Origin of the sequence: Pseudomonas taeanensis MS-3, from assembly GCF_000498575.2 — a bacterium.
Lineage (GTDB): Bacteria > Pseudomonadota > Gammaproteobacteria > Pseudomonadales > Pseudomonadaceae > Aquipseudomonas > Aquipseudomonas taeanensis.
Genome location: NZ_AWSQ01000004.1, coordinates 51,289 through 69,791, shown reverse-complemented (window position 1 = coordinate 69,791; position 18,503 = coordinate 51,289). Strand labels below are relative to the sequence as shown.

Genomic DNA, 18,503 nt, shown 5'->3' with positions numbered 1-18,503 from the left:
CCGTTCTGTCGCTGCGCTCTACGCCAGCCTACAGCTGCACGACGTCAGCCTGGGCTGGGTGATTGAAGTGGGGAGGGCGCGCGGCATAAGCCTGCTGCGCGTCGTCCATGCCGGTCAGGCTCCCTCCATCGCACACAGTTCAGGCGCCTGACTGTACCTGTCATCAATATCGCAGCCTCTCTACACTGGCGTTTTGTGTAGGGGCGACGATGAGCGGGCAGGGCAGAGGTGTGGCGGTGATCAGCCTGATCGTGGCGACGGCGCTGTGGGGCAGTGCTTTTATCGCCCTGAAACTGGCGTTCACCGAACTACCGCCCTTGTGGGTGATTTTCGCGCGTATGGCCTTGGGCAGCTTGGTGTTCATGCTCGCCTGGCGTTGGCGTGGCCACGTGCAGTACCGTCCTGGCGACTGGAAATACCTGCTCGGTCTGGCTGCCTGCGAGCCCTGCCTGTACTTCATTTTCGAGGCGCTGGCGCTGCAGAACACCAGCGCCTCCCAGGCCGGGATGATCACCGCTTTACTGCCGCTATTGGTGGCGATCGCCGCCTATGTTTTTCTGCGTGAGCGCATCAGCCGCACCACCCTGGCCGGTTTTCTCCTGGCGATGTGCGGGGCGGTCGGCTTGAGCCTGGCCGGCAGCGCCGATGAACATGCCAGCAACCCCATGCTGGGCAATTTCTACGAGCTGCTCGCCATGCTCTGTGCCGCCGCCTACACCCTGTTGGTCAAGCGCCTGTCCGCGCGCTATTCGGCGTTTATGCTCACCGCAATGCAGGCCTTTACCGGTACGCTGTTCTTCCTGCCGCTGGCCGCACTGGAAGCACCCTTGCCACAAACCATCAGCGCGCTGGGCATGGCCACCTTGCTCTACCTGGGCGTGGTGGTTACCGTCGGCGCCTATGGCCTGTACAACTTCGGTATCAGTCGCCTGTCAGCCACTGAAGCCTCGGGGTACACCAACCTGATTCCGCTGTTCACCCTGGCCTTCGCCGTGCCGCTGCTCGGTGAGACCCTGAATACCCTGCAAATGCTGGCTGCCGCCGTGCTGTTCGGCGGCGTTGCCCTGAGCCAGTGGCGCGGTGCAACGCCGGTACCGGTCGGCGTGCTGGATTGAGGAGAAACTGTCGATGAGCGATTCGAGAACCTGGGCCCGCGAGGCGATCCGCATCATCGAGGCGGACTTTCAGCGCAGTGCCGACACCCACCTGATTCCCCTGGAGTTGCCCGGCCTGCCCGGTATCGAGCTGTACTTCAAGGACGAGTCCAGTCACCCCACCGGCAGCCTCAAGCACCGCCTGGCCCGCTCGCTGTTCCTCTATGCCCTGTGCAACGGTTGGCTCAAGCCGGGCGCGCCGGTAATCGAGGCCTCCAGCGGTTCCACGGCCATCTCCGAAGCCTACTTCGCCCGTTTGCTGGGCCTGCCGTTTATCGCGGTGATGCCGGCCAGCACTTCGCAGGAGAAGATCGCGCAGATCGCCTTCTATGGTGGTCAGAGCCACCTGGTCAGCGATCCGACGCAGATCTATGCCGAGTCCGAACGCCTGGCCCGCGAGACGGGCGGGCACTTTATGGATCAGTTCACCTATGCCGAACGCGCCACCGACTGGCGCGCCAACAACAACATCGCCGAGTCGATCTTCCAGCAACTGCAGCGCGAGCATCATCCCGAGCCCGCCTGGCTGGTGTCCAGCCCCGGCACCGGCGGCACATTGGCCACCCTGGGGCGTTACGTGCGTTATCGTCAGCACCACACCCGGGTGCTCTGTGCTGACGCCGAGCGTTCGGTGTTCTTCGACTACTACCGCAGCGGCGATGCCAGCCTGACCCTGGACTGCGGCTCGCGTATCGAGGGCATCGGTCGGCCACGGGTCGAAGCCTCCTTCCTGCCCTCGGTGATCGACGCCATGTGCAAGGTGCCGGACGCCCTGTCGCTGGCGGCCATGCACTACCTGGCGCGGCGCCTTGGCCGACGCGTCGGCGGCTCCAGCGGTACCAACCTGATCGGCGCCTTACTGGTGGCCCAACGCATGGTAGCGGCTGGGGAGCGTGGCTCGGTGGTGGCGATTCTCTGCGATGGCGGTGAGCGTTACGCCACCACCTATTACAACAATGCCTGGCTGCATGCTCAGGGCTTCGACCTGGCGCCGTTGATAGATTCGGTGGCGGCCTGTGCCGAGCAGGGCGTGGCCTTGCCGGATGAGTTGCCCAGCGCTGGGCTTTAGCGGTAGCCGGATGCAATCCGGGCATGAGGCCTGCCTACCGAGAGCTACCCCCGGATTTCATCCGGGCTACGAGTCTGGAATCTAGGCAGCAGCCCGGAGCAATCCGGGCATGAGGCCTGCCTACCGAGAGCTACCCCCGGATTTCATCCGGGCTACGAGTCTGGAATTTAGGCAGTAGCCCGGATGCAATCCGGGATTGGGGCCTGCCTGCCGATAGATATCCCCGGATTTCATCCGGGCTACGAGCCGCCAATCCGGAGGATTAGATGAACGAGCTTGAGATACGCAGGGCCGCTGCACACGACATCGCCGGCATGACCGAGCTGATCTTCGCCCACGGCGCCAATCCCTGGAATCACCTGCCTCGCGTTGAGGTGACCGCACACCTACAGGCCATCGCCAAGGATTCGGTGCAGGCGATGTTGGCCGAGCGCGACGGCAAGCTGCTGGGCTTTGTCAGCTTCGAGCTGTCGCGACAGTTTGCCGGTTACCAACCGCCAGAGCGGCGAGAACAGGAGCATGCCTATATCTGCGAGGCGGTCATTCATCGAGATATGGCTGGGCAAGGACTGGGTTCGCGCCTGCTGGGCGAGTCGGTGAAATTTCTGGCCGAACAGGGCGTGCAGGACATCTACATCGACCGCCATGAAGAAAACGCCGCTTCGGCCGGGATGATGCGCAAGGCCGGCTTCGTCGAACTCGACACCTTTCCCGATCCCGCCCGCCGACCCAGCGGCTCGGGCCGTACCACCCTCAGCTGCCTGCGCATACACCCGTAGGCTGGCGTAGAGCGTAGCGACAGAACGGCAGGACGTCGTTCTGCACAGCTTTAGCTACCCGCAGGGTGAGGTGCATGGATGCACCTCATGAAACCCAGCATCTTGGATGTTATTGACGACCTGTGTTGGTTACGCTGCGGCCTAAATTCGTCCTGTAGGTGAACCCGCATTCCCGCCGCTAACCTAGCCTAGGTATTTCCTTAACCTGCTCGGCGTAACCCAACTACGGTCTCAGGCCTCGGTGATGCCCAGCATATCCCGCGCCAGTGCCTCGGCCACGCGAATGCCGTCGACCCCGGCCGAAAGAATCCCGCCGGCGTAACCGGCGCCTTCACCGGCCGGGTACAGGCCCTTGACGTTGAGGCTCTGCAGGTCGGCGTTACGGGTGATGCGCAGCGGCGAGGAGGTCCGGGTCTCAATGCCGGTGAGTACCGCGTCGTGCAGGGCGAAGCCCTTGATCTGCTTGTCGAAGGCCGGCAGTGCTTCGCGGATCGCCTCAATGGCGAAGTCCGGCAGCGAAGGCGCCAGGTCACCGAGTTTGACCCCCGGCTTGTAGGACGGCTCGACGCTGCCCAGGGCGGTCGAGGGCTTGCCGGCGATGAAGTCACCGACCAGCTGCCCCGGCGCCTCGTAGGTGCTGCCGCCGAGGATGTAGGCGTGGGACTCCAGACGTTCCTGCAACTCGACGCCGGCCAGTGGGCCGCCCGGATAATCCTGCTCCGGGGTGATGCCGACGACGATGCCGGCGTTGGCGTTACGCTCGTTGCGCGAATACTGGCTCATGCCGTTGGTCACCACCCGGTGCGGCTCGGAGGTGGCGGCGACCACGGTGCCGCCCGGGCACATGCAGAAGCTGTACACCGAGCGGCCGTTCTTGGCGTGGTGCACCAGTTTGTAATCGGCGGCGCCGAGCTTGGGGTGGCCGGCGTATTTGCCCAGGCGCGCGCGGTCGATCAGCGACTGCGGGTGTTCGATGCGAAAACCCACCGAGAACGGCTTGGCTTCCATGTACACGCCGCGGGCGTGGAGCATGCGGAAGGTGTCGCGCGAACTGTGACCGAGGGCGAGGATCACGTGGCGGCTGCGAATCTGTTCGCCGTCTTCCAGCACCACGCCCTGCAGCTGACCATCCTCGATCAGCACGTCGCTGACCCGCTGCTGGAAGCGTACTTCACCGCCCAGCGCCTTGATTTCCTCGCGCATGGTGGCGACCACGCCAGTGAGGCGGAAGGTGCCGATGTGCGGCTTGTTGACGTAGAGAATCTCCTCCGGTGCGCCGGCTTTGACGAACTCATGCAGCACCTTGCGGCCGAGGTGCTTGGGGTCCTTGATCTGGCTGTACAGCTTGCCGTCGGAGAAGGTGCCGGCGCCGCCCTCACCGAATTGCACGTTGGATTCCGGGTGCAGCTGATTCTTGCGCCACAGGTCCCAGGTGTCCTTGGTGCGCTGGCGCACTTCGGTGCCGCGCTCCAGTACGATCGGCTTGAGACCCGCCTGCGCCAGGATCAGTGCGGCGAAAATGCCGCAGGGGCCGAAGCCGACCACCACTGGGCGCTGTTCGAGATTTTCCGGCGCCTGACCAACCGGCTTGTAGCCAGTGTCCGGGGCGATGTTGATGTGGCGGTCTTCGCTGAATCGGGCTAGCAGCGCCGCTTCATCACGCAGGGTGCAGTCGATGGTGTAAATGAAGTGCAGCTCGCTCGACTTCTTGCGCGCATCGTAGCTGCGCTTGAACAGGGTGAAGTCGAGCAGCTCGCCGTCGTCGATATCCAGGCGCTGGACAATGGCCGGGCGCAGGGCTTCTTCAGGATGATCGAGGGGCAGTTTCAGTTCGGTGATGCGCAGCATGGGTCAATCCTGTAAGGGCCGGAGGCAACCCGGCAGCTTTTTACGAGGCGGCGATTATACCCGCGATTGTTCGGCAAGCGTCGGCGCTGCCGGCGAACGGGGGACCGCCGGAGACTAAGTGTGGCAGTGGTCTCGACTGCGAACAGGGTGAGTCGTCATGTTGCATAGCTTGGGTTTGCGCTCGAGTCGTCCGGTTCGCGGTCATGGCTTCTTCCAGATACACGCAGTCTCTGGGCGTCAATTGGGGAATCAGGGTTTCGGCCAGGCCAACGACACGTCCAGCATACGATTGGCGAACGCCCATTCGTTGTCGTACCAGGCCAGCACCTTGACCAGCTCACCCTGCACACGGGTGTGATTGAGGTCGACCACGCAAGACGCCGGGTAGCCATTGAAATCGCTGGACACCAGCGGCACCTGGTTGCACTCCATCACGCCCGACGGTAGTTGCTGCGCGCCTTGCTGCAAGGCCTGGTTGATCGCTTCGCGACTGGCCGGCCGTTCGGCGCTGAAGGTCAGGTCGAGCAACGACACGTTCGGCGTCGGCACTCGCACCGACAGTCCATCCAGGCGGCCGGCCAGCTCCGGCAGCACCAGGCCGATGGTCTTCGCTGCGCCAGTACTGGAGGGGATCATCGACACCGCCGCGGCGCGGGCTCGATAGGGGTCGCGGTGGGTCTTATCCAGCAGGTTCTGATCGTTGGTGTAGGCGTGCACCGTGTTGATCAAACCTTGGCGAATACCGACGGCCTGATGCAGCACTTTGGCCAGCGGCGCCAGACAGCCCGTGGTGCAGGAGGCGTTGGAGACTATCTGCTGGCTGCCCAGTAGCTTGTGGTTGACCCCGTATACCACGGTGAGGTCGGCGCTCTCCAGCGGGTGGGAGAGCAGCACCCGTGGCGCGCCGGCGCTCAGATGTTGCGCCGCCAGCTCGCGTTTCTTCAGTTTGCCCGAGCACTCCAGCACCAGGTCGATGCCGAGTCGCTGCCACGGCAGGTTGAGCACTTCGGGTTCGCGCAGCAGCTCGATCGACTGACCGTTCACCTGCATTGACGTGTCATGCAGGTCGATATGGCCCGGGAAGCGGCCAAAGGTCGAGTCGAAGCGTGTCAGGTGGACGAGGGTCGGGTGATCGCCCAGATCATTGACCGCGATCAGCTGAATCTGTTGCTCCAGCCCGCGTTCGAACAGTGCGCGCAGCACTGCCCGGCCAATTCGCCCGTACCCATTGATGGCAATGCGCAGCATAAGACACCTCCCGTGTGCGGTATTGCCTTCAGCTTAGGCGAGCGGCGTGGTGATGCGCCGGGCAAACTGTGTTCAGTCGTTACGCGCGCCACCCAAGTAACCGCAGCCGCGCAGCACCTGGCCATTCAGGCGCAGTTCGGCTGTCATGTGCTGAACCGCGCCGCTCATGCCGTCGACGCAGCGTTGCGGCGCGAGCCACAACTCCAGGCGCTGGCCGTTGGCCTCGCTGGTCAGGTTGACCCGGCCTTCCGGCAGTTGCTCTTCCAGATAAGGCAGGGCCAAGGGCGGCTGACCGGGACGATTGAGGATCAGGCCTTTGCCGCTGACCGCCACGCTCCAGTCAGGTTCGTGGCCGCTGGCATGCAGGGTCGTGCGCTTGAAGTTGAGGTCGTCACAGCCCGCTCCCTCGCGCTGCAGGCGATACACCTTGCTGAGCAGCAGCGTGCCGTCGACCCCGGCCTGGGGTGTCGCGGCTAACAGGCCGCGAACGTCGGTAAACAACGGGCCTGAACCACCGGCGAACAGCTCGGCGGACTCGCGCATGATGCCGGTAGTGCCGTCATTGCTGATGACAAAGCGGCGCTGCTCCTGACAGGGGCGAAACAGCAACTGCCCCGCGTCCCGGTTGAGTTCGCCCTGCAGGCGCGTGTGGTTGGCGGAAAGGTCGCTGGGACGATCAGTGAACAACTGGCAACTGGCGAACAGCGGTAACAGGGCAAATACTAAGGTGCGGCTAACGGACATCGAGGCTCTCCTGGCAAGAGCGCCACGTTACTCAGGCCATCGGGCGTTCACAAGGGCAACGCAAGCAATGATCCAGTGTAAGCGGGTATATGAAGCGCAGAGCACCAGCGACGGTCAACGGGTGCTGGTTGACCGTCTGTGGCCGCGGGGGTGCAACAAGGCGACGCTGGATCTGCATGCCTGGCTGAAAGACCTGGCACCTTCCAGTGAACTGCGTAAACAGTTCGACCATACGCCGGCACTGTTCGAAGAGTTTCGCGAGCACTACCGACGTGAACTGGCTGCTCACCCGGAGTATTGGCAAGGGCTGCTGGACATTGCCGAGCAGGGCACCTTGACCCTGTTGTACGCCGCGCGAGATACCCAGCGCAATAACGCGCAGGTGCTGGCAGAGTTTCTCGAAGAGGAACTGGATCGCCGAGCAGAGTCGAGTTCGCCGGTGTGTTATACGAATAGGCAAGAGTGAGCGCTAACCCCGTTGTGCGCGCGTTGCTCAGGCGAGTTTGACGCTGTGAGTTCGCAATGCCAGTGGGCATTCGTTGTCCTCAGCGGTATAGCGCCAGCAGCCAGTCATTGTTGCGTGCGCGTTTGGCCCGGCGGCACAACTGCAAAGCAGCCAGGCTGATAACGTCCATTAAGGGAAAATATTAAAATGAAGTTGTTCTGGCGACAGGGCTGGAACAGTAATTACTTACTGCTGATGGTTTGAGTAAAAAAGGGGAGGGCGAGGCGAGTTGTTACTAATGGTGTGTGCTGAGGTGTTGGCTGGCTTTTATTACGGTTTGTTGATTGTTGAATGCTCTTGTTGCTGTAATTGTTAATTGGCATGGCAGATGTACACGTGCGGCTGAAGCGAATTGAAAGATGTTTTGCCGCGCGTATTGCTACGCGCATGCTTACACTTCTCAGCTGCTATCAGCCGCACATAATAGCGTTAAATCAACACTAAACAGGCACGACGTTATTCGCGCAAGGGCCTTTCTGGCCTTGGCCTACTTCAAATTCAACTGCCTGACCTTCATTTAGCGTTGCATAACCGCCACCCATCTTTATTTCAGAGTGGTGTACAAAAAGATCTTTGCTTCCATCTTCGGGAGTGATAAAGCCAAAACCTTTGTCTGCGTTAAACCACTTTACGATGCCTTTGGTCATTTTTCATTTCCTGTGTCTATGGGGGTTCCCATCTTTAAGCCTAACACGTATTGCTGTGGATGAGTTTTATTTAATTGTATGCGTGCGGAAATATATAGATATATATGGTGCGTTTAAGTGCTCCATATGTGTATAAAGAAACGTTGAAGATGACGTCCTGATTTTGCAGAAATACTCGATTTCACCGGCAATTCTCCCATTTTTAGCGCTGTCCAGAAGTAGAGCTCTGGCCCCTGGTGGCCTCGGCAAGCAAGATGGTGAGGATCTGCTGGGCGATCTGGCGCTCCCAAAGATCGCCTCAGTGGTGAGCGGTGGCACTGTCGGAGCCGGCGAGTCCTGCGACGGAACANNGCACTGACGGCAGGGCTGGAAGAGCGTTACTCACTGCTTGTGGGGAGAGTCCATATACCACTAGTTAGAGGGTGGTACCGATATTCCAGCTGTTCTCATGCGTTTTATTAACAGATTGATTCCGTCGGATTTTATGCAAAGTATTATTCCGATGAATATTTCAACGATTGTAATGAGCTCGTTTATTGCGAGCTCACCGATCCTGCCGGGATATTCTGGCGGTTGTCCAATGTAGCTAATAAGCCAGGCAGCATTAAATATTAGGTCGGATATGTTTTTGGTGATGATGTAAATACCCAATATGCATAGTGCTACTGATTGTAGTTGCTCAGCGGTAATATTTGTGTTGAGCTTACTTTCAGCATTTACTGGCGTAAGAAATTTGGAGATTGTCAGTGGAAGCTTTGTTAGTGCTAATGCTGCGATTAACATGAAGCTTACTTCAAATATTGCAATTGCTGCATAAGTCTTATACTCGCCAGAATTTATTGCTGCTACCTGGCTTAATAAAAAGTATTGACGTATTACTGCAAGAAAAGTCGAGTAGAAAATATAAATTCCAAGAACCCGGATTGGGATGCTCAGGAGTTCAGTGTATTTCATGTGCATCCTCTAACGTTTGGTTAAGGGGCGGGCTTTAGCCCGTCCCAGTGAGCGAAGCGAACGGTTTGAACCATTTGTTAGAAGCCAACACTCGGTTGTGTTTCTAGTTTATGCAACGCCGCGATGCTGTAACTGAGATTTCATTGCTTTCGCTAACTTTGGCCTGCGTGCTTAGTTGTACAGTGCTCTTTTCTTTTGTGTCGTAACCGGTATGAGTAATAACAACCGAATAACCGTCGCGGTGGTAAGGTACGACACAACCACTCTCGTAGTGCCATTCATACTTTGATTCGAGTGGTTCGTTTTCTTTGACGTGCTTCATTATTGCAGTTGTTGCTTCCGGCCACTCGCACCAAAGATCGTCTAGAGAATCGTACCTTTGCATCATATTTTCTTTGGCCTTCTAACGTTTGGTTAAGGGGCGGGCTTTAGCCCGTCCCAGTGAGCGTAGCGAACGATTTGAACCAGTTGTTAGGCGCTTGCTACGCGAGCGTGCCCAATAGGGAAGATTAAATTCTGCCAATCTTCTTTTCTATACTCTCTCAGGCCTTGAGGTTCAATTTTCTCAAAGGCGTTTATTAGTTGACAGAACTTTATACAGTAGTCTCGTACTTGATTTCCCATGCCTGTGATGAGCTGACTAGGTACGTTGCCGAAGCCGGGGATTGTGAAAGTGCATATTGCGCTTAGGGATTGACAAACTCTCATAAATTCGGAATTCAGTAGGTTGTCCACCGCTACAAACAAGTCTTGATCTAAGTTGTCTCCGGATGCAGCCAGCATTGAGTGGAGGGAGCTGGATACTTGTATAAATGAGTCTTCTATATATTTGTAGTAAGGTGTTGTGCCCATGGAGTTTGCTGGTGAGGGTGCATAAATATTAAGGGAGGCAAATGTTTCTTCGTAGCGAATGCCGAGAAAAGAATTTACATCTTTAAACTCCGCTGGCTCTGCACCGGCGTAAGCACTTCTGTAGCAGTCAAGCAAAACCCTGTAATGTTGTCGCAGAGTGATTTTTTGATTTGAAATCGCTCGGCGCTGTTTTTCTTTTCTAAGCTTTTCTTGCTGCCTTTCAATTAATAGGTCATATGCATATATAAGAACAACTGACGTTACAATGCCGGAGCCGATATTTAGAAGTGCAGAAGAAAGCCACTCAGACTTTTCAAAAAGCCAAGACAGAAAGGTAAGTAGGGCGCCAATGCCCGCAAGTAACTTCAGGATTTGTAGGTTCTTCATGGCTGTTTATGCCTAACGTTTAAGCTAAGGGGCTGGCTTTAGCCAGTCCCAGTGAGCGAAGCGAACGATTTGAGTGCTGTAATGGACTCTCCTTGNNGTAGGGGGAGTCCATATACCAATTGTTAGAGATTTACCCTAGCTCTACGTTGCATGTCTTTATGCCAGCCAGAAATTATTACACATTCAACGTATGCGATTATTCCGTAAAGTATGAGATGTGCGACTTTTTCTATTTTAAAACTCTCTGGCTCGGTGACTAGCCAGATTAAGGGGAAGGTAAGAAGTACGCCTGCAGCAATTCTTATGATGCTTAATGCACCAGAACCTGCCTCGTGGAGAACTGCTGTGATGATTTTCCATGCTTCTCTAGCCGAGTCAGTTGGTTTCCAGATTAGCCAGTTCAGACTGCCTACAAGAAGAAAAGCTACAAATAAAGATATTAAGTAATATGTGAGAAAATTATTGTTATTTATTAAAGCCTTTATCATGGCTTCGAGGTTTTTAGCTCCGCCTAGCAAATAGCTTGCTATCAGAGGCGTTCCCCCGAGTAGGAAAATTACAAGAGCTTCGGTTGTCAGGCGACTCTTCATTTGCAGGGTTCTCTAACGTTTGGTTAAGGGGCGGGCTTTAGCCCGTCCCAGAGAGCGAAGCGAACGATTTGAACCATTTGTTATGTGTCAATTGCAAGGCTTTTCACCTGTTCCGTTAGCAATGCTTGCTCTTCAAGTAACTTGGAAAGCAGTTCTTTTGCCGGAGGGATTATGTCATTGGCCTTTTTACTGTCGCCTTCTCTTGTCATTACGGTGTATTGAACTCCATTTCTCTGTATTTCCCGAATAACATAATTTATGTAATCCCTTTCCTGTGCTATTTGATGATTTACGGAGGTTAGGAGAATGTTTAGGGATTGCAGTTTCGCAGCTTTCAATGCGATCTTTGCTTGCTCTTCTTGCGACTTTTGAGTGTCTTGCAAAGCTTTCTTGGTTTCAGATAACTCTATTTTTTGTATTAATACAGACTTGGTTAGCCAGTAGAAGGCAAAAAAAGCAATTAGTGGGTTAATAAGTCCGCCAACAAAATCTCCAAATGCTCCCCAGTCGGTGGCATTCTTTGATATGTCTTGGTTGTTGAATGCAATGAACCATGTCATGTAAATGACTAACGGGGTTATCGCTACAAATAAAACAAAATTACGCGAGCGTGTTATCTCGCGCTCAAGTTCTTCGAACGCCATAGAATTCCCTTTGACACATAACGATTAAGCTAAGGGGCCGGCTTTAGCCGGTCCCAGCGAACGAAGTGAGCGATTTGAGCGCATTGTTAAATACCGGAAACGATAAGCTTTATGTCATGCCCATTAAATTTGTGTCCGTGCCAGAAATCTATAGCAACAGATACGGACTTGCTGCCATAGCTCTCGCAGTTCGGTTTTCCAGCGAGCAAAGCATTTTTTGTGGATTCGGTGATATTCATGTTTAAGCTTTTTTGAATCAGCGTTTCGGCGAGTGCTAAGAGTATTTCTCTTGAAGAGTGGGATCTGCTTGAGTCGTTAATGTTGAGTTTAATTTTTAAGATTTTTGCTATGCCTTCTATTCCCTCAACATAATAAGCAATGTTGTCAGGAATAATTTCGCTTCCAAGCTCCACCATTGGGGATGAAGCATGCCATTCATTGTCGAATAGCTTGTTGTAATGTCCGGTTGCAAGGCCTTCGTTAGCGAGAAAATCTTTTGCGATGTATGGTGACCACCCTTCTTCAAAGGGTACTTCATTTACGCTATTTTCGAGTTTCGTCACCTTGCGGATATGCTTAAATGAGTTTATTAGCTCTTTATGCGAAGAAGTTTTTTCTCTAGATATGTGGTTCAGCCAGCGCTCAAGCAGAGCTAAGCGGAAATTAAAAAATAAAATTGCATATATCTTCGCGGTAAACCTGAGTTTATTCTCTTTTATCGCGAACATTAGCCTGACGAACGCTTGCTCGTATGCCGAGTAAACCATCATCATAAAAATAAAAGGAAGATAAAATAGGGTTAGCAGCGGCGGTACGACAAAATCATATACAGTACTTTCTTGGCCAAATTCGTTAAAGTTAGTTATAAGCATGTAGACGGTATATGCAATTACCGTTATGCCAAAAAATATCATAAGCCCATCAAGAAGTTTCTTTACTTGATTGTATTTTTCGTCCGTCTCTGCAATGGCAGACATTCCACCTGTCAGTGCCAGTATAGGAACTAATAGCATTTCGACCCACAATGGGAAAGCATAGACACTAACGACAAACTGGATGATTGCGAGAATTTTTAGGTTGTCAATGACCGAGTGTTTGAAAAAGCTTTTATCTTTTTTGATTGACTCCAGCTTAAAGAATGACATGAAGCCAACAGCTACAGCCCAAAATATGGTGTTTTTTATTTGTCCGCTGTTCCATAGATCAGCCTCAAACATCAAATAGACGACCACTCCCATGTAGATGGTCATCAGTATCAGGACTGAAATTATCTGCCTTGCAAAGAAGGCGGAAAGTAAGCTTCTAAAAGATTTCCTAACATCCCTCATCTTGCTGGACGAGAAAATATAAATAGCGATAGCTACCACCCATAACGCAATAGCCATCTCTCTATTGTTTAAGAAATCCACCGAGCCTCCTCAAGGTATTTAACTATAAATAGACACCAAGTGGTGTGATAACGCTTTTGCGGGTTTGGTGGATAACATTCCTTGTCCTCTCGTCTATCCCTGCCTAGGCTGGGTATTGCAGCGGTCGGGTGACCGTATAAGGGAGTTATACACCATGGACGAAAAGCCCCGGTTGCTCGATCAGATGCGCGAGCAGATTCGCCTGAGACACTACTCGATTCGCACCGAACGCGTCTATTGCGAGTGGGTCAGGCGATTCATTCGTTTTCATCGCTACCGTCATCCGTTGGAAATGGGCGCTGCTGAAGTTGAGGCGTTTCTTTCCGATCTGGCGGTTCGCAGGCATGTTTCGGCTTCAACACAGAATCAGGCGCTGGCGGCTTTGTTGTTCCTTTATCAGCAGGTATTCAAGGCGGATTTACCCTGGCTTGGTGAAATTGTGCGGGCGAAGAAGCCTGTGCGTTTGCCGGTGGTGCTGAGTGTTGTCGAAGTTCAGCAGGTGTTGTCGCACCTTGATGGCGAGCTCTGGTTGGCCGCCAGCTTGCTGTATGGATCGGGTATGCGCTTGATGGAGGTTATGCGTTTACGAGTAAAGGATGTCGACTTCGTCCGACGGGAAATTTTGATCCGCGATGGCAAGGGCATGAAGGATAGGGTGACAGTGTTGCCGCAGCGTGTGATTGAGCCGTTAAAGCGGCATCTGGCAGTGGTGCGGGCTATGCACCAGGCGGAGCTGCAAGGCGGGCATGGGGATGTGTATCTGCCTTTCGCGCTTGAACGTAAATATCCGCAGGCGCCATGGGATTGGGCTTGGCAGTATGTGTTCCCTGCCAGTGGTGTGTCGCGAGACCCACGTAGCGGCAAGATGCGCCGTCATCATCTCGATGAGAAGAGGGTCCAACGCGCTTTCAAGGCTGCAGTCAAGGCAGTGGGGATCACCAAGCTGGCCACTCCGCACACCTTGCGCCACAGTTTCGCCACCCATCTGCTGGAGAGCGGGCAGGATATCCGCACGGTGCAGGAGTTATTGGGTCATACGGATGTAAAGACCACCATGTTCTATACCCATGTGCTGAATCGTGGCGGTCTGGGTGTGTTGAGCCCGCTGGACCGTTGAGCCGGTTCGGCCATTGTCTGAGTGCCGCAGCTGCAGCCGCTGCTTGATGACATTGCTGAGCCGGATGGCAGCGCCCGAAAGCGTACAGAGTGCCTGTGAGAATAGCGTGGGCTGCGCACTCAATCTTGAGTCTCCAGGGCTTGCTATGGGGCGCTCTATGTACGTCGCTGTGCCCGTCATCGTCATCGTCATCGTCATCGGTATTGAAAGTCGTGCCTGCTCACCCAGGCAGAGTCAGCCGCTGTTCGCTCTGCTGCGGTGTGATACCTGCGATATGGCTATGCTTAGCAGGTTGAGGGCGGTTCATGCCGTAAGGATTTATCAGGGCTAATCGTCTACCTCGTGGGATGGTGAGCTGTCATCTTGTCGCCATCGGCCTCTCGATCAACATCGTCCTGGCGGCGCAGCGGTACGCTTGGGCCCGTAGCCGGATCAGTCCTCAATGACAGTGCGCCGCCCACTCAAGGTCCTTTTCTATTGCAATGTGCTGATTGTCTGTCTGCTGCTGGGCTACAAGGCCTATTTGAATTTCTGGCTGCCGGATTTTGCAGCGGCCCATACCGCTCAGGTCGAGAGCATTCAGGCAAAGCTGGCGAACCGCGAGCGCTTCAGCTTCGCGGTGGTGGGCAACATCAATAACTCCATCGGCATCTTCGAGCGGCGCATCATTCCGCTGCTTAATGCCTCTGGCGTCGACTTCATGATCTCCGCCGGCAATGCGGTGAGTGGTGGGGGAGAAGACAAATACCGAGCGCTGTACGGCAGCCTAGGGCACCTGAAAGTACCTTACCTGCTGACCTTTGGTGCCCATGAATACGAAGATTTCGGCAGCTATCGTTTTTACGAACACTTCGGCCCGCACTTTTTCAGCTTTCGTGCCGGTAACAGCCGCTTCATCTTTCTGGATAGCACCGGCAAAACCTCCTGGCACTGGCAGATGCTCTGGTTGAAGGATCTGCTGCGGCAGGCGGATACCCAGCAGACCTTCCTGTTTACCGGCAAGCCACTGCTGCAAAGCGAAGACGGTGCCCTGTTTGCCGAAGAGCAGGATTATCTACAGCCTCCGGCATTTCGCGAGGCGTTGATGCAATTGCTCGGTGAGTACCCGGTCGATGCGGTGTTTTCCGCCAACCTGCCGTTGTATGCCGAGCAACAACAGGCCGGCACTCGTTTCATCACCACCGGGGGGGCGGGTGGGCTGGTTCTGAACGACGATGCCAGCTTCTACCATTACGTGACGGTGTCGGTCTCCGGGCAGGGTGTCGGCACGGCTCTGCAGCGTTTGGAAGCTGTGCAGAACCCGTTGTTCAAGCAGCTTGAAAGCCTCTGGTTGTTCATTTACTCGCTGTTTTATGTGGGCTATCTGAACTTCATTCTGCTGATTAGCGCCTTGAGCATCGCGGCGATCAAGCTCTACGCACTGGTGTTTGCCGAGCGAGACTACTACCCCAACTTCGACCTGGACGCGGCGCCCTGGGTAGAAAAGCCCCTGAGAGTCGCCATGTTCACCAACAACTATTTACCCTTTATCGGTGGCGTTCCGGTTTCGGTCGAGCGCTTGCGACGAGGGCTGCAGGCAATAGGCAATCAGGTGCTCGTCGTTGCGCCAAACTACCGAAATCAGCCAGCTGAAGAGAGCGACGTTATCAGGGTGCCGTCAATCCTGGCATTTGGGGCGCAACGGGAGTTCCGCTTGGCCAATATTTTCCTGAAGCGGATTGCCAGGCAGGTCAGAGAATTTCGTCCCGATCTGATTCATGTCCACCATCCCTTCTGGCTGGGTTCTCTGGGAGTGTTTCTGGCGCATCGCCTGCGGGTGCCGAGCGTTTTTACCTATCACACCCGGCTGGAGCACTACGCGCACTTTGTGCCGCTGCCCGGTGTGTTGTTTCGCAACCTGATTTCTCACGCCTTGATCAAACGCTTTGCCAGTAAATGCGATGCGGTGATCGTGCCCACATACTCTGCCGAGGAGTACTTGCGCTTGATCGGGGTAAAAACCCCCGCCTTCGTGCAGCCCACGGGTATCGAATACCAGCGTTTTCAGGAGGTGTCGCAGGCGCAAGTCGCTAGGCTCAGAGCGTCGCTGGGCATTGGCGAGGAGAGTGTCTTGCTCAGTGTTTCCCGACTCTCCAATGAAAAAAACATCGACTTCATGATTGAGGCCATCGCTAGCCTGCGGGGGCGAACCGAGCGTCCATTCCGCTTGCTGATGATTGGTGACGGCCACCAGCGCGAACGCTTGCAGAAGCGCATCGACGATCTGGATCTGGGCCGCCACTTTTTCTTGATCGGCGCGGTGCCGCCCGAGGAGATGGCCCTTTATTACCGGTTGGGCGATCTGTTCCTGTTCGCCTCGAAATCGGAGACCCAGGGCATGGTGATTCTCGAGGCCATGGCCGCGGGGCTGCCGGTGGTGGCGGTGCGTTCGAGTGGTATCGATGATGTGGTCAGGCAGGGCTATAGCGGCTTCAAAACCCCGGAAAAACTCGAGCCGTGGTGTGCTCGGGTGGCGCAGTTGCTGGAGGATGAGCCGTTGCGTGCCGAGATGTCGCGCCATGCGTTGATATTGGCTAAGGAGCACTCCATTGAACAGTTCGCCAGGGATATCAAGGATATCTACGGCACTATCCTGGCGGCCTCGCAGGCCCGCTAGTTCAATGCTGGCCATTCCATTTACAGTCGACCTTCGCGGCGCAGGCGACGCAGTACGGAGCGGCGGTAGCACCAGGCCAGGATGGGTTTGAGGCGGGGCAGGCCGAGTAGCCAGGCCAGGGGCCGTAGGGTTGGGGTGCGCGACATCAGCAGGATATAGGCGTCCAGTTCACGGTGGATGTGGCCTTGGCTGTCCTGCACGTGCAGTTCGGTCAGGGCCCGGTAGGGGTCGATGCCGGCCGCGCGTAGCTGCTCGTCCTTGCCGGTGATGTCTACCCATTCCACGCTGCCGTCGCAGGTGCCGAGTTTTTCGTAGCGGCGGCGGTCGGCCACGCAGCGTGGGCAGGCGCCGTCGTAATAGACCTTGAGTTTGGCCATGGGAGTTGGCCTGGTGATGGGGGTAATTTCAGTTTAGAGGAGAAGGACGCGTGCCCGCATGGCGGACACCTAGCCCCTCTCTGGGGAGAGGCGTAGCCTGGATGCAATCCGGGAGGGATTGGCCGATTTGCCCGGATTACATCCGGGCTACGCGCTGGAGAACCGGCAGAGGTGGCGGGCTTAGATCAAGTCGGCCCAGAGGTCGTACTCGTCGGCATCGACGATGCGCACACGTACCTTGTCGCCGGGCTTGACCTCGGTACTGCCGATAAACACGCTGCCGTCGATTTCCGGGGCGTCGGAGTAGCAGCGGGCGACCGCACCTTGCTCGTCCACTTCGTCGATCAGTACGTCGAGCTCCTGGCCGATCTTCAGTTGCAGGCGCGCGGCGCTGATCGCCTGCTGATGCGCCATGAAGCGATCCCAGCGATCCTGCTTGATCTCGTCCGGCACGTGGTTATCGAGCAGGTTGGCCGTCGCGCCTTCTACCGGCGAGTACTGGAAGCAGCCGACGCGGTCGAGCTGGGCTTCGGTCAGCCAGTCGAGCAGGTACTGGAAGTCTTCTTCGGTTTCGCCGGGGAAGCCGACGATGAAGGTCGAACGGATGGTCAGCTCGGGACAGATTTCGCGCCAGCTCTTGATCCGTGCCAGGGTCTTGTCCTCGAAGGCCGGGCGTTTCATCGCCTTGAGTACTTTCGGGCTGGCGTGCTGGAAGGGGATGTCCAGGTAGGGCAGCAGCTTGCCCGCGGCCATCAAAGGGATCAGCTCGTCGACGTGCGGGTAAGGATAGACGTAGTGCAGGCGCACCCACACGCCCATGCTCGACAGCGCCTCGCACAGTTCGGTCATGCGGGTTTTTACCGGCTGGCCGTTCCAGAAGTCAGTCTTGTACTTGAGGTCGACGCCGTAGGCGCTGGTGTCCTGGCTAATCACCAGCAGTTCCTTGACCCCGGCCTTGACCAGGCGCTCAGCTTCGCCGAGTACCTCGCCGACCGGGCGGCTGACCAGCTTGCCGCGCATCGACGGGATGATGCAGAAGCTACAACTGTGGTTGCAGCCTTCGGAAATCTTCAGGTAGGCGTAGTGGCGCGGGGTGAGCTTTATGCCCTGCGGCGGCACCAGGTCAATCAACGGGTTGTGCGCGGTGTTTGGCGGCACTACTTCGTGCACGGCGTTGAGCACCTGCTCGTACTGCTGCGGGCCGGTCACCGAGAGCACGCTGGGGTGCACACTACGGATCGCGCCTTCTTCCACGCCCATGCAGCCGGTGACGATGACCTTGCCGTTTTCGGCGATGGCTTCACCGATCACTTCCAGCGATTCGGCCTTGGCGCTGTCGATAAAGCCACAGGTGTTGACCACCACCACATCGGCGTCCTGATAGGTCGGTACGACTTCGTAACCTTCCATGCGCAGCTGGGTCAGGATCCGCTCGGAATCGACCAGGGCCTTCGGGCAACCGAGGCTGACGAAACCGACTTTTGGCGTGGCGGGGGTGGACATGGCTAACCTCGAAGGGCGCT

General features: G+C 56.0%; 17 protein-coding genes. 6 read left to right on the top strand and 11 right to left on the bottom strand.

The window, feature by feature from the left end:
- The first annotated feature begins 209 nt into the window (after nucleotides 1-209).
- The 3 genes from TMS3_RS14020 to TMS3_RS14010 all read left to right on the top strand — a co-directional run bounded on the left by TMS3_RS14020 (nucleotide 210) and on the right by TMS3_RS14010 (nucleotide 3,002).
- Nucleotides 210-1,115 (top strand): DMT family transporter, encoded by a 906-nt coding sequence (locus TMS3_RS14020; RefSeq protein WP_025165906.1) that lies wholly within the window; start codon nucleotides 210-212, stop codon nucleotides 1,113-1,115.
- Between the two features lie 13 nt (nucleotides 1,116-1,128).
- Entirely contained in the window at nucleotides 1,129-2,223 is a 1,095-nt protein-coding gene (locus tag TMS3_RS14015; protein WP_025165905.1) for a PLP-dependent cysteine synthase family protein, read from the top strand.
- 266 nt (nucleotides 2,224-2,489) lie between these two features.
- A complete protein-coding gene (locus TMS3_RS14010) occupies nucleotides 2,490-3,002 on the top strand; it encodes a GNAT family N-acetyltransferase (RefSeq protein WP_025165904.1) in 513 nt (170 codons plus the stop codon).
- A 231-nt stretch (nucleotides 3,003-3,233) separates the two neighbouring features.
- On the opposite strand, the gene TMS3_RS14005 is transcribed toward TMS3_RS14010, so the two are convergent.
- From TMS3_RS14005 to TMS3_RS13995, 3 genes are all read right to left on the bottom strand, one after another.
- Nucleotides 3,234-4,850, bottom strand: a complete 1,617-nt coding sequence (locus TMS3_RS14005) for an NAD(P)/FAD-dependent oxidoreductase (RefSeq protein ID WP_025165903.1) — start codon at nucleotides 4,848-4,850, stop codon at nucleotides 3,234-3,236.
- A gap of 249 nt (nucleotides 4,851-5,099) precedes the next feature.
- Entirely contained in the window at nucleotides 5,100-6,098 is a 999-nt protein-coding gene (gap, locus tag TMS3_RS14000; protein WP_025165902.1) for a type I glyceraldehyde-3-phosphate dehydrogenase, read from the bottom strand.
- A 72-nt stretch (nucleotides 6,099-6,170) separates the two neighbouring features.
- Nucleotides 6,171-6,842, bottom strand: coding sequence for a COG3650 family protein (locus TMS3_RS13995; RefSeq protein WP_025165901.1), 672 nt, complete (start codon nucleotides 6,840-6,842; stop codon nucleotides 6,171-6,173).
- A 67-nt stretch (nucleotides 6,843-6,909) separates the two neighbouring features.
- On the opposite strand from TMS3_RS13995, the gene TMS3_RS13990 reads away from it, so the two are divergent.
- On the top strand, nucleotides 6,910-7,308 hold the full coding sequence (locus tag TMS3_RS13990; RefSeq protein WP_025165900.1) for a DUF488 domain-containing protein: 399 nt from the start codon (nucleotides 6,910-6,912) through the stop codon (nucleotides 7,306-7,308).
- 479 nt (nucleotides 7,309-7,787) lie between these two features.
- On the opposite strand, the gene TMS3_RS13985 is transcribed toward TMS3_RS13990, so the two are convergent.
- The 6 genes from TMS3_RS13985 to TMS3_RS13965 all read right to left on the bottom strand — a co-directional run bounded on the left by TMS3_RS13985 (nucleotide 7,788) and on the right by TMS3_RS13965 (nucleotide 12,830).
- A complete protein-coding gene (locus TMS3_RS13985; RefSeq protein WP_025165899.1) occupies nucleotides 7,788-7,994 on the bottom strand; it encodes a cold-shock protein in 207 nt (68 codons plus the stop codon).
- A gap of 411 nt (nucleotides 7,995-8,405) precedes the next feature.
- A complete protein-coding gene (locus tag TMS3_RS13980; protein WP_025165898.1) occupies nucleotides 8,406-8,948 on the bottom strand; it encodes a hypothetical protein in 543 nt (180 codons plus the stop codon).
- A 471-nt stretch (nucleotides 8,949-9,419) separates the two neighbouring features.
- A complete protein-coding gene (locus TMS3_RS13975; protein ID WP_025165897.1) occupies nucleotides 9,420-10,187 on the bottom strand; it encodes a hypothetical protein in 768 nt (255 codons plus the stop codon).
- Between the two features lie 122 nt (nucleotides 10,188-10,309).
- Entirely contained in the window at nucleotides 10,310-10,777 is a 468-nt protein-coding gene (locus TMS3_RS25065; RefSeq protein WP_152985510.1) for a hypothetical protein, read from the bottom strand.
- 80 nt (nucleotides 10,778-10,857) lie between these two features.
- Complete coding sequence (locus tag TMS3_RS13970) at nucleotides 10,858-11,421, bottom strand: hypothetical protein (RefSeq protein WP_025165896.1); 564 nt, start codon at nucleotides 11,419-11,421, stop codon at nucleotides 10,858-10,860.
- Nucleotides 11,422-11,507: 86 nt separating this feature from the next.
- Entirely contained in the window at nucleotides 11,508-12,830 is a 1,323-nt protein-coding gene (locus tag TMS3_RS13965; RefSeq protein WP_025165895.1) for a hypothetical protein, read from the bottom strand.
- 154 nt (nucleotides 12,831-12,984) lie between these two features.
- On the opposite strand from TMS3_RS13965, the gene TMS3_RS13960 reads away from it, so the two are divergent.
- Complete coding sequence (locus TMS3_RS13960; RefSeq protein ID WP_025165894.1) at nucleotides 12,985-13,947, top strand: integron integrase; 963 nt, start codon at nucleotides 12,985-12,987, stop codon at nucleotides 13,945-13,947.
- A gap of 442 nt (nucleotides 13,948-14,389) precedes the next feature.
- Nucleotides 14,390-16,603: a glycosyltransferase gene (locus TMS3_RS13955; protein WP_025165893.1), complete on the top strand. Its 2,214-nt coding sequence runs from the start codon at nucleotides 14,390-14,392 to the stop codon at nucleotides 16,601-16,603.
- 20 nt (nucleotides 16,604-16,623) lie between these two features.
- Here the strand turns inward: TMS3_RS13955 and TMS3_RS13950 are convergent, their stop codons facing one another.
- Nucleotides 16,624-16,980, bottom strand: coding sequence for a thiol-disulfide oxidoreductase DCC family protein (locus TMS3_RS13950; RefSeq protein ID WP_029866354.1), 357 nt, complete (start codon nucleotides 16,978-16,980; stop codon nucleotides 16,624-16,626).
- Between the two features lie 180 nt (nucleotides 16,981-17,160).
- Entirely contained in the window at nucleotides 17,161-18,483 is a 1,323-nt protein-coding gene (rimO, locus tag TMS3_RS13945; RefSeq protein WP_025165891.1) for a 30S ribosomal protein S12 methylthiotransferase RimO, read from the bottom strand.
- Between the last annotated feature and the right edge of the window lie 20 nt (nucleotides 18,484-18,503).

Coding starts and splice junctions, on each gene's coding strand:
- TMS3_RS13980 (WP_025165898.1), bottom strand. CDS start 8,948: ATGAAATACACTGAACTCCTGAGCATCCCAATCCGGGTTCTTGGAATT.
- TMS3_RS13955 (WP_025165893.1), top strand. CDS start 14,390: ATGACAGTGCGCCGCCCACTCAAGGTCCTTTTCTATTGCAATGTGCTG.
- TMS3_RS13960 (WP_025165894.1), top strand. CDS start 12,985: ATGGACGAAAAGCCCCGGTTGCTCGATCAGATGCGCGAGCAGATTCGC.
- TMS3_RS13950 (WP_029866354.1), bottom strand. CDS start 16,980: ATGGCCAAACTCAAGGTCTATTACGACGGCGCCTGCCCACGCTGCGTG.
- gap (WP_025165902.1), bottom strand. CDS start 6,098: ATGCTGCGCATTGCCATCAATGGGTACGGGCGAATTGGCCGGGCAGTG.
- TMS3_RS13970 (WP_025165896.1), bottom strand. CDS start 11,421: ATGGCGTTCGAAGAACTTGAGCGCGAGATAACACGCTCGCGTAATTTT.
- TMS3_RS14010 (WP_025165904.1), top strand. CDS start 2,490: ATGAACGAGCTTGAGATACGCAGGGCCGCTGCACACGACATCGCCGGC.
- TMS3_RS13990 (WP_025165900.1), top strand. CDS start 6,910: ATGATCCAGTGTAAGCGGGTATATGAAGCGCAGAGCACCAGCGACGGT.
- TMS3_RS14015 (WP_025165905.1), top strand. CDS start 1,129: ATGAGCGATTCGAGAACCTGGGCCCGCGAGGCGATCCGCATCATCGAG.
- TMS3_RS14020 (WP_025165906.1), top strand. CDS start 210: ATGAGCGGGCAGGGCAGAGGTGTGGCGGTGATCAGCCTGATCGTGGCG.
- TMS3_RS13995 (WP_025165901.1), bottom strand. CDS start 6,842: ATGTCCGTTAGCCGCACCTTAGTATTTGCCCTGTTACCGCTGTTCGCC.
- TMS3_RS14005 (WP_025165903.1), bottom strand. CDS start 4,850: ATGCTGCGCATCACCGAACTGAAACTGCCCCTCGATCATCCTGAAGAA.
- TMS3_RS13975 (WP_025165897.1), bottom strand. CDS start 10,187: ATGAAGAACCTACAAATCCTGAAGTTACTTGCGGGCATTGGCGCCCTA.
- rimO (WP_025165891.1), bottom strand. CDS start 18,483: ATGTCCACCCCCGCCACGCCAAAAGTCGGTTTCGTCAGCCTCGGTTGC.
- TMS3_RS13985 (WP_025165899.1), bottom strand. CDS start 7,994: ATGACCAAAGGCATCGTAAAGTGGTTTAACGCAGACAAAGGTTTTGGC.
- TMS3_RS25065 (WP_152985510.1), bottom strand. CDS start 10,777: ATGAAGAGTCGCCTGACAACCGAAGCTCTTGTAATTTTCCTACTCGGG.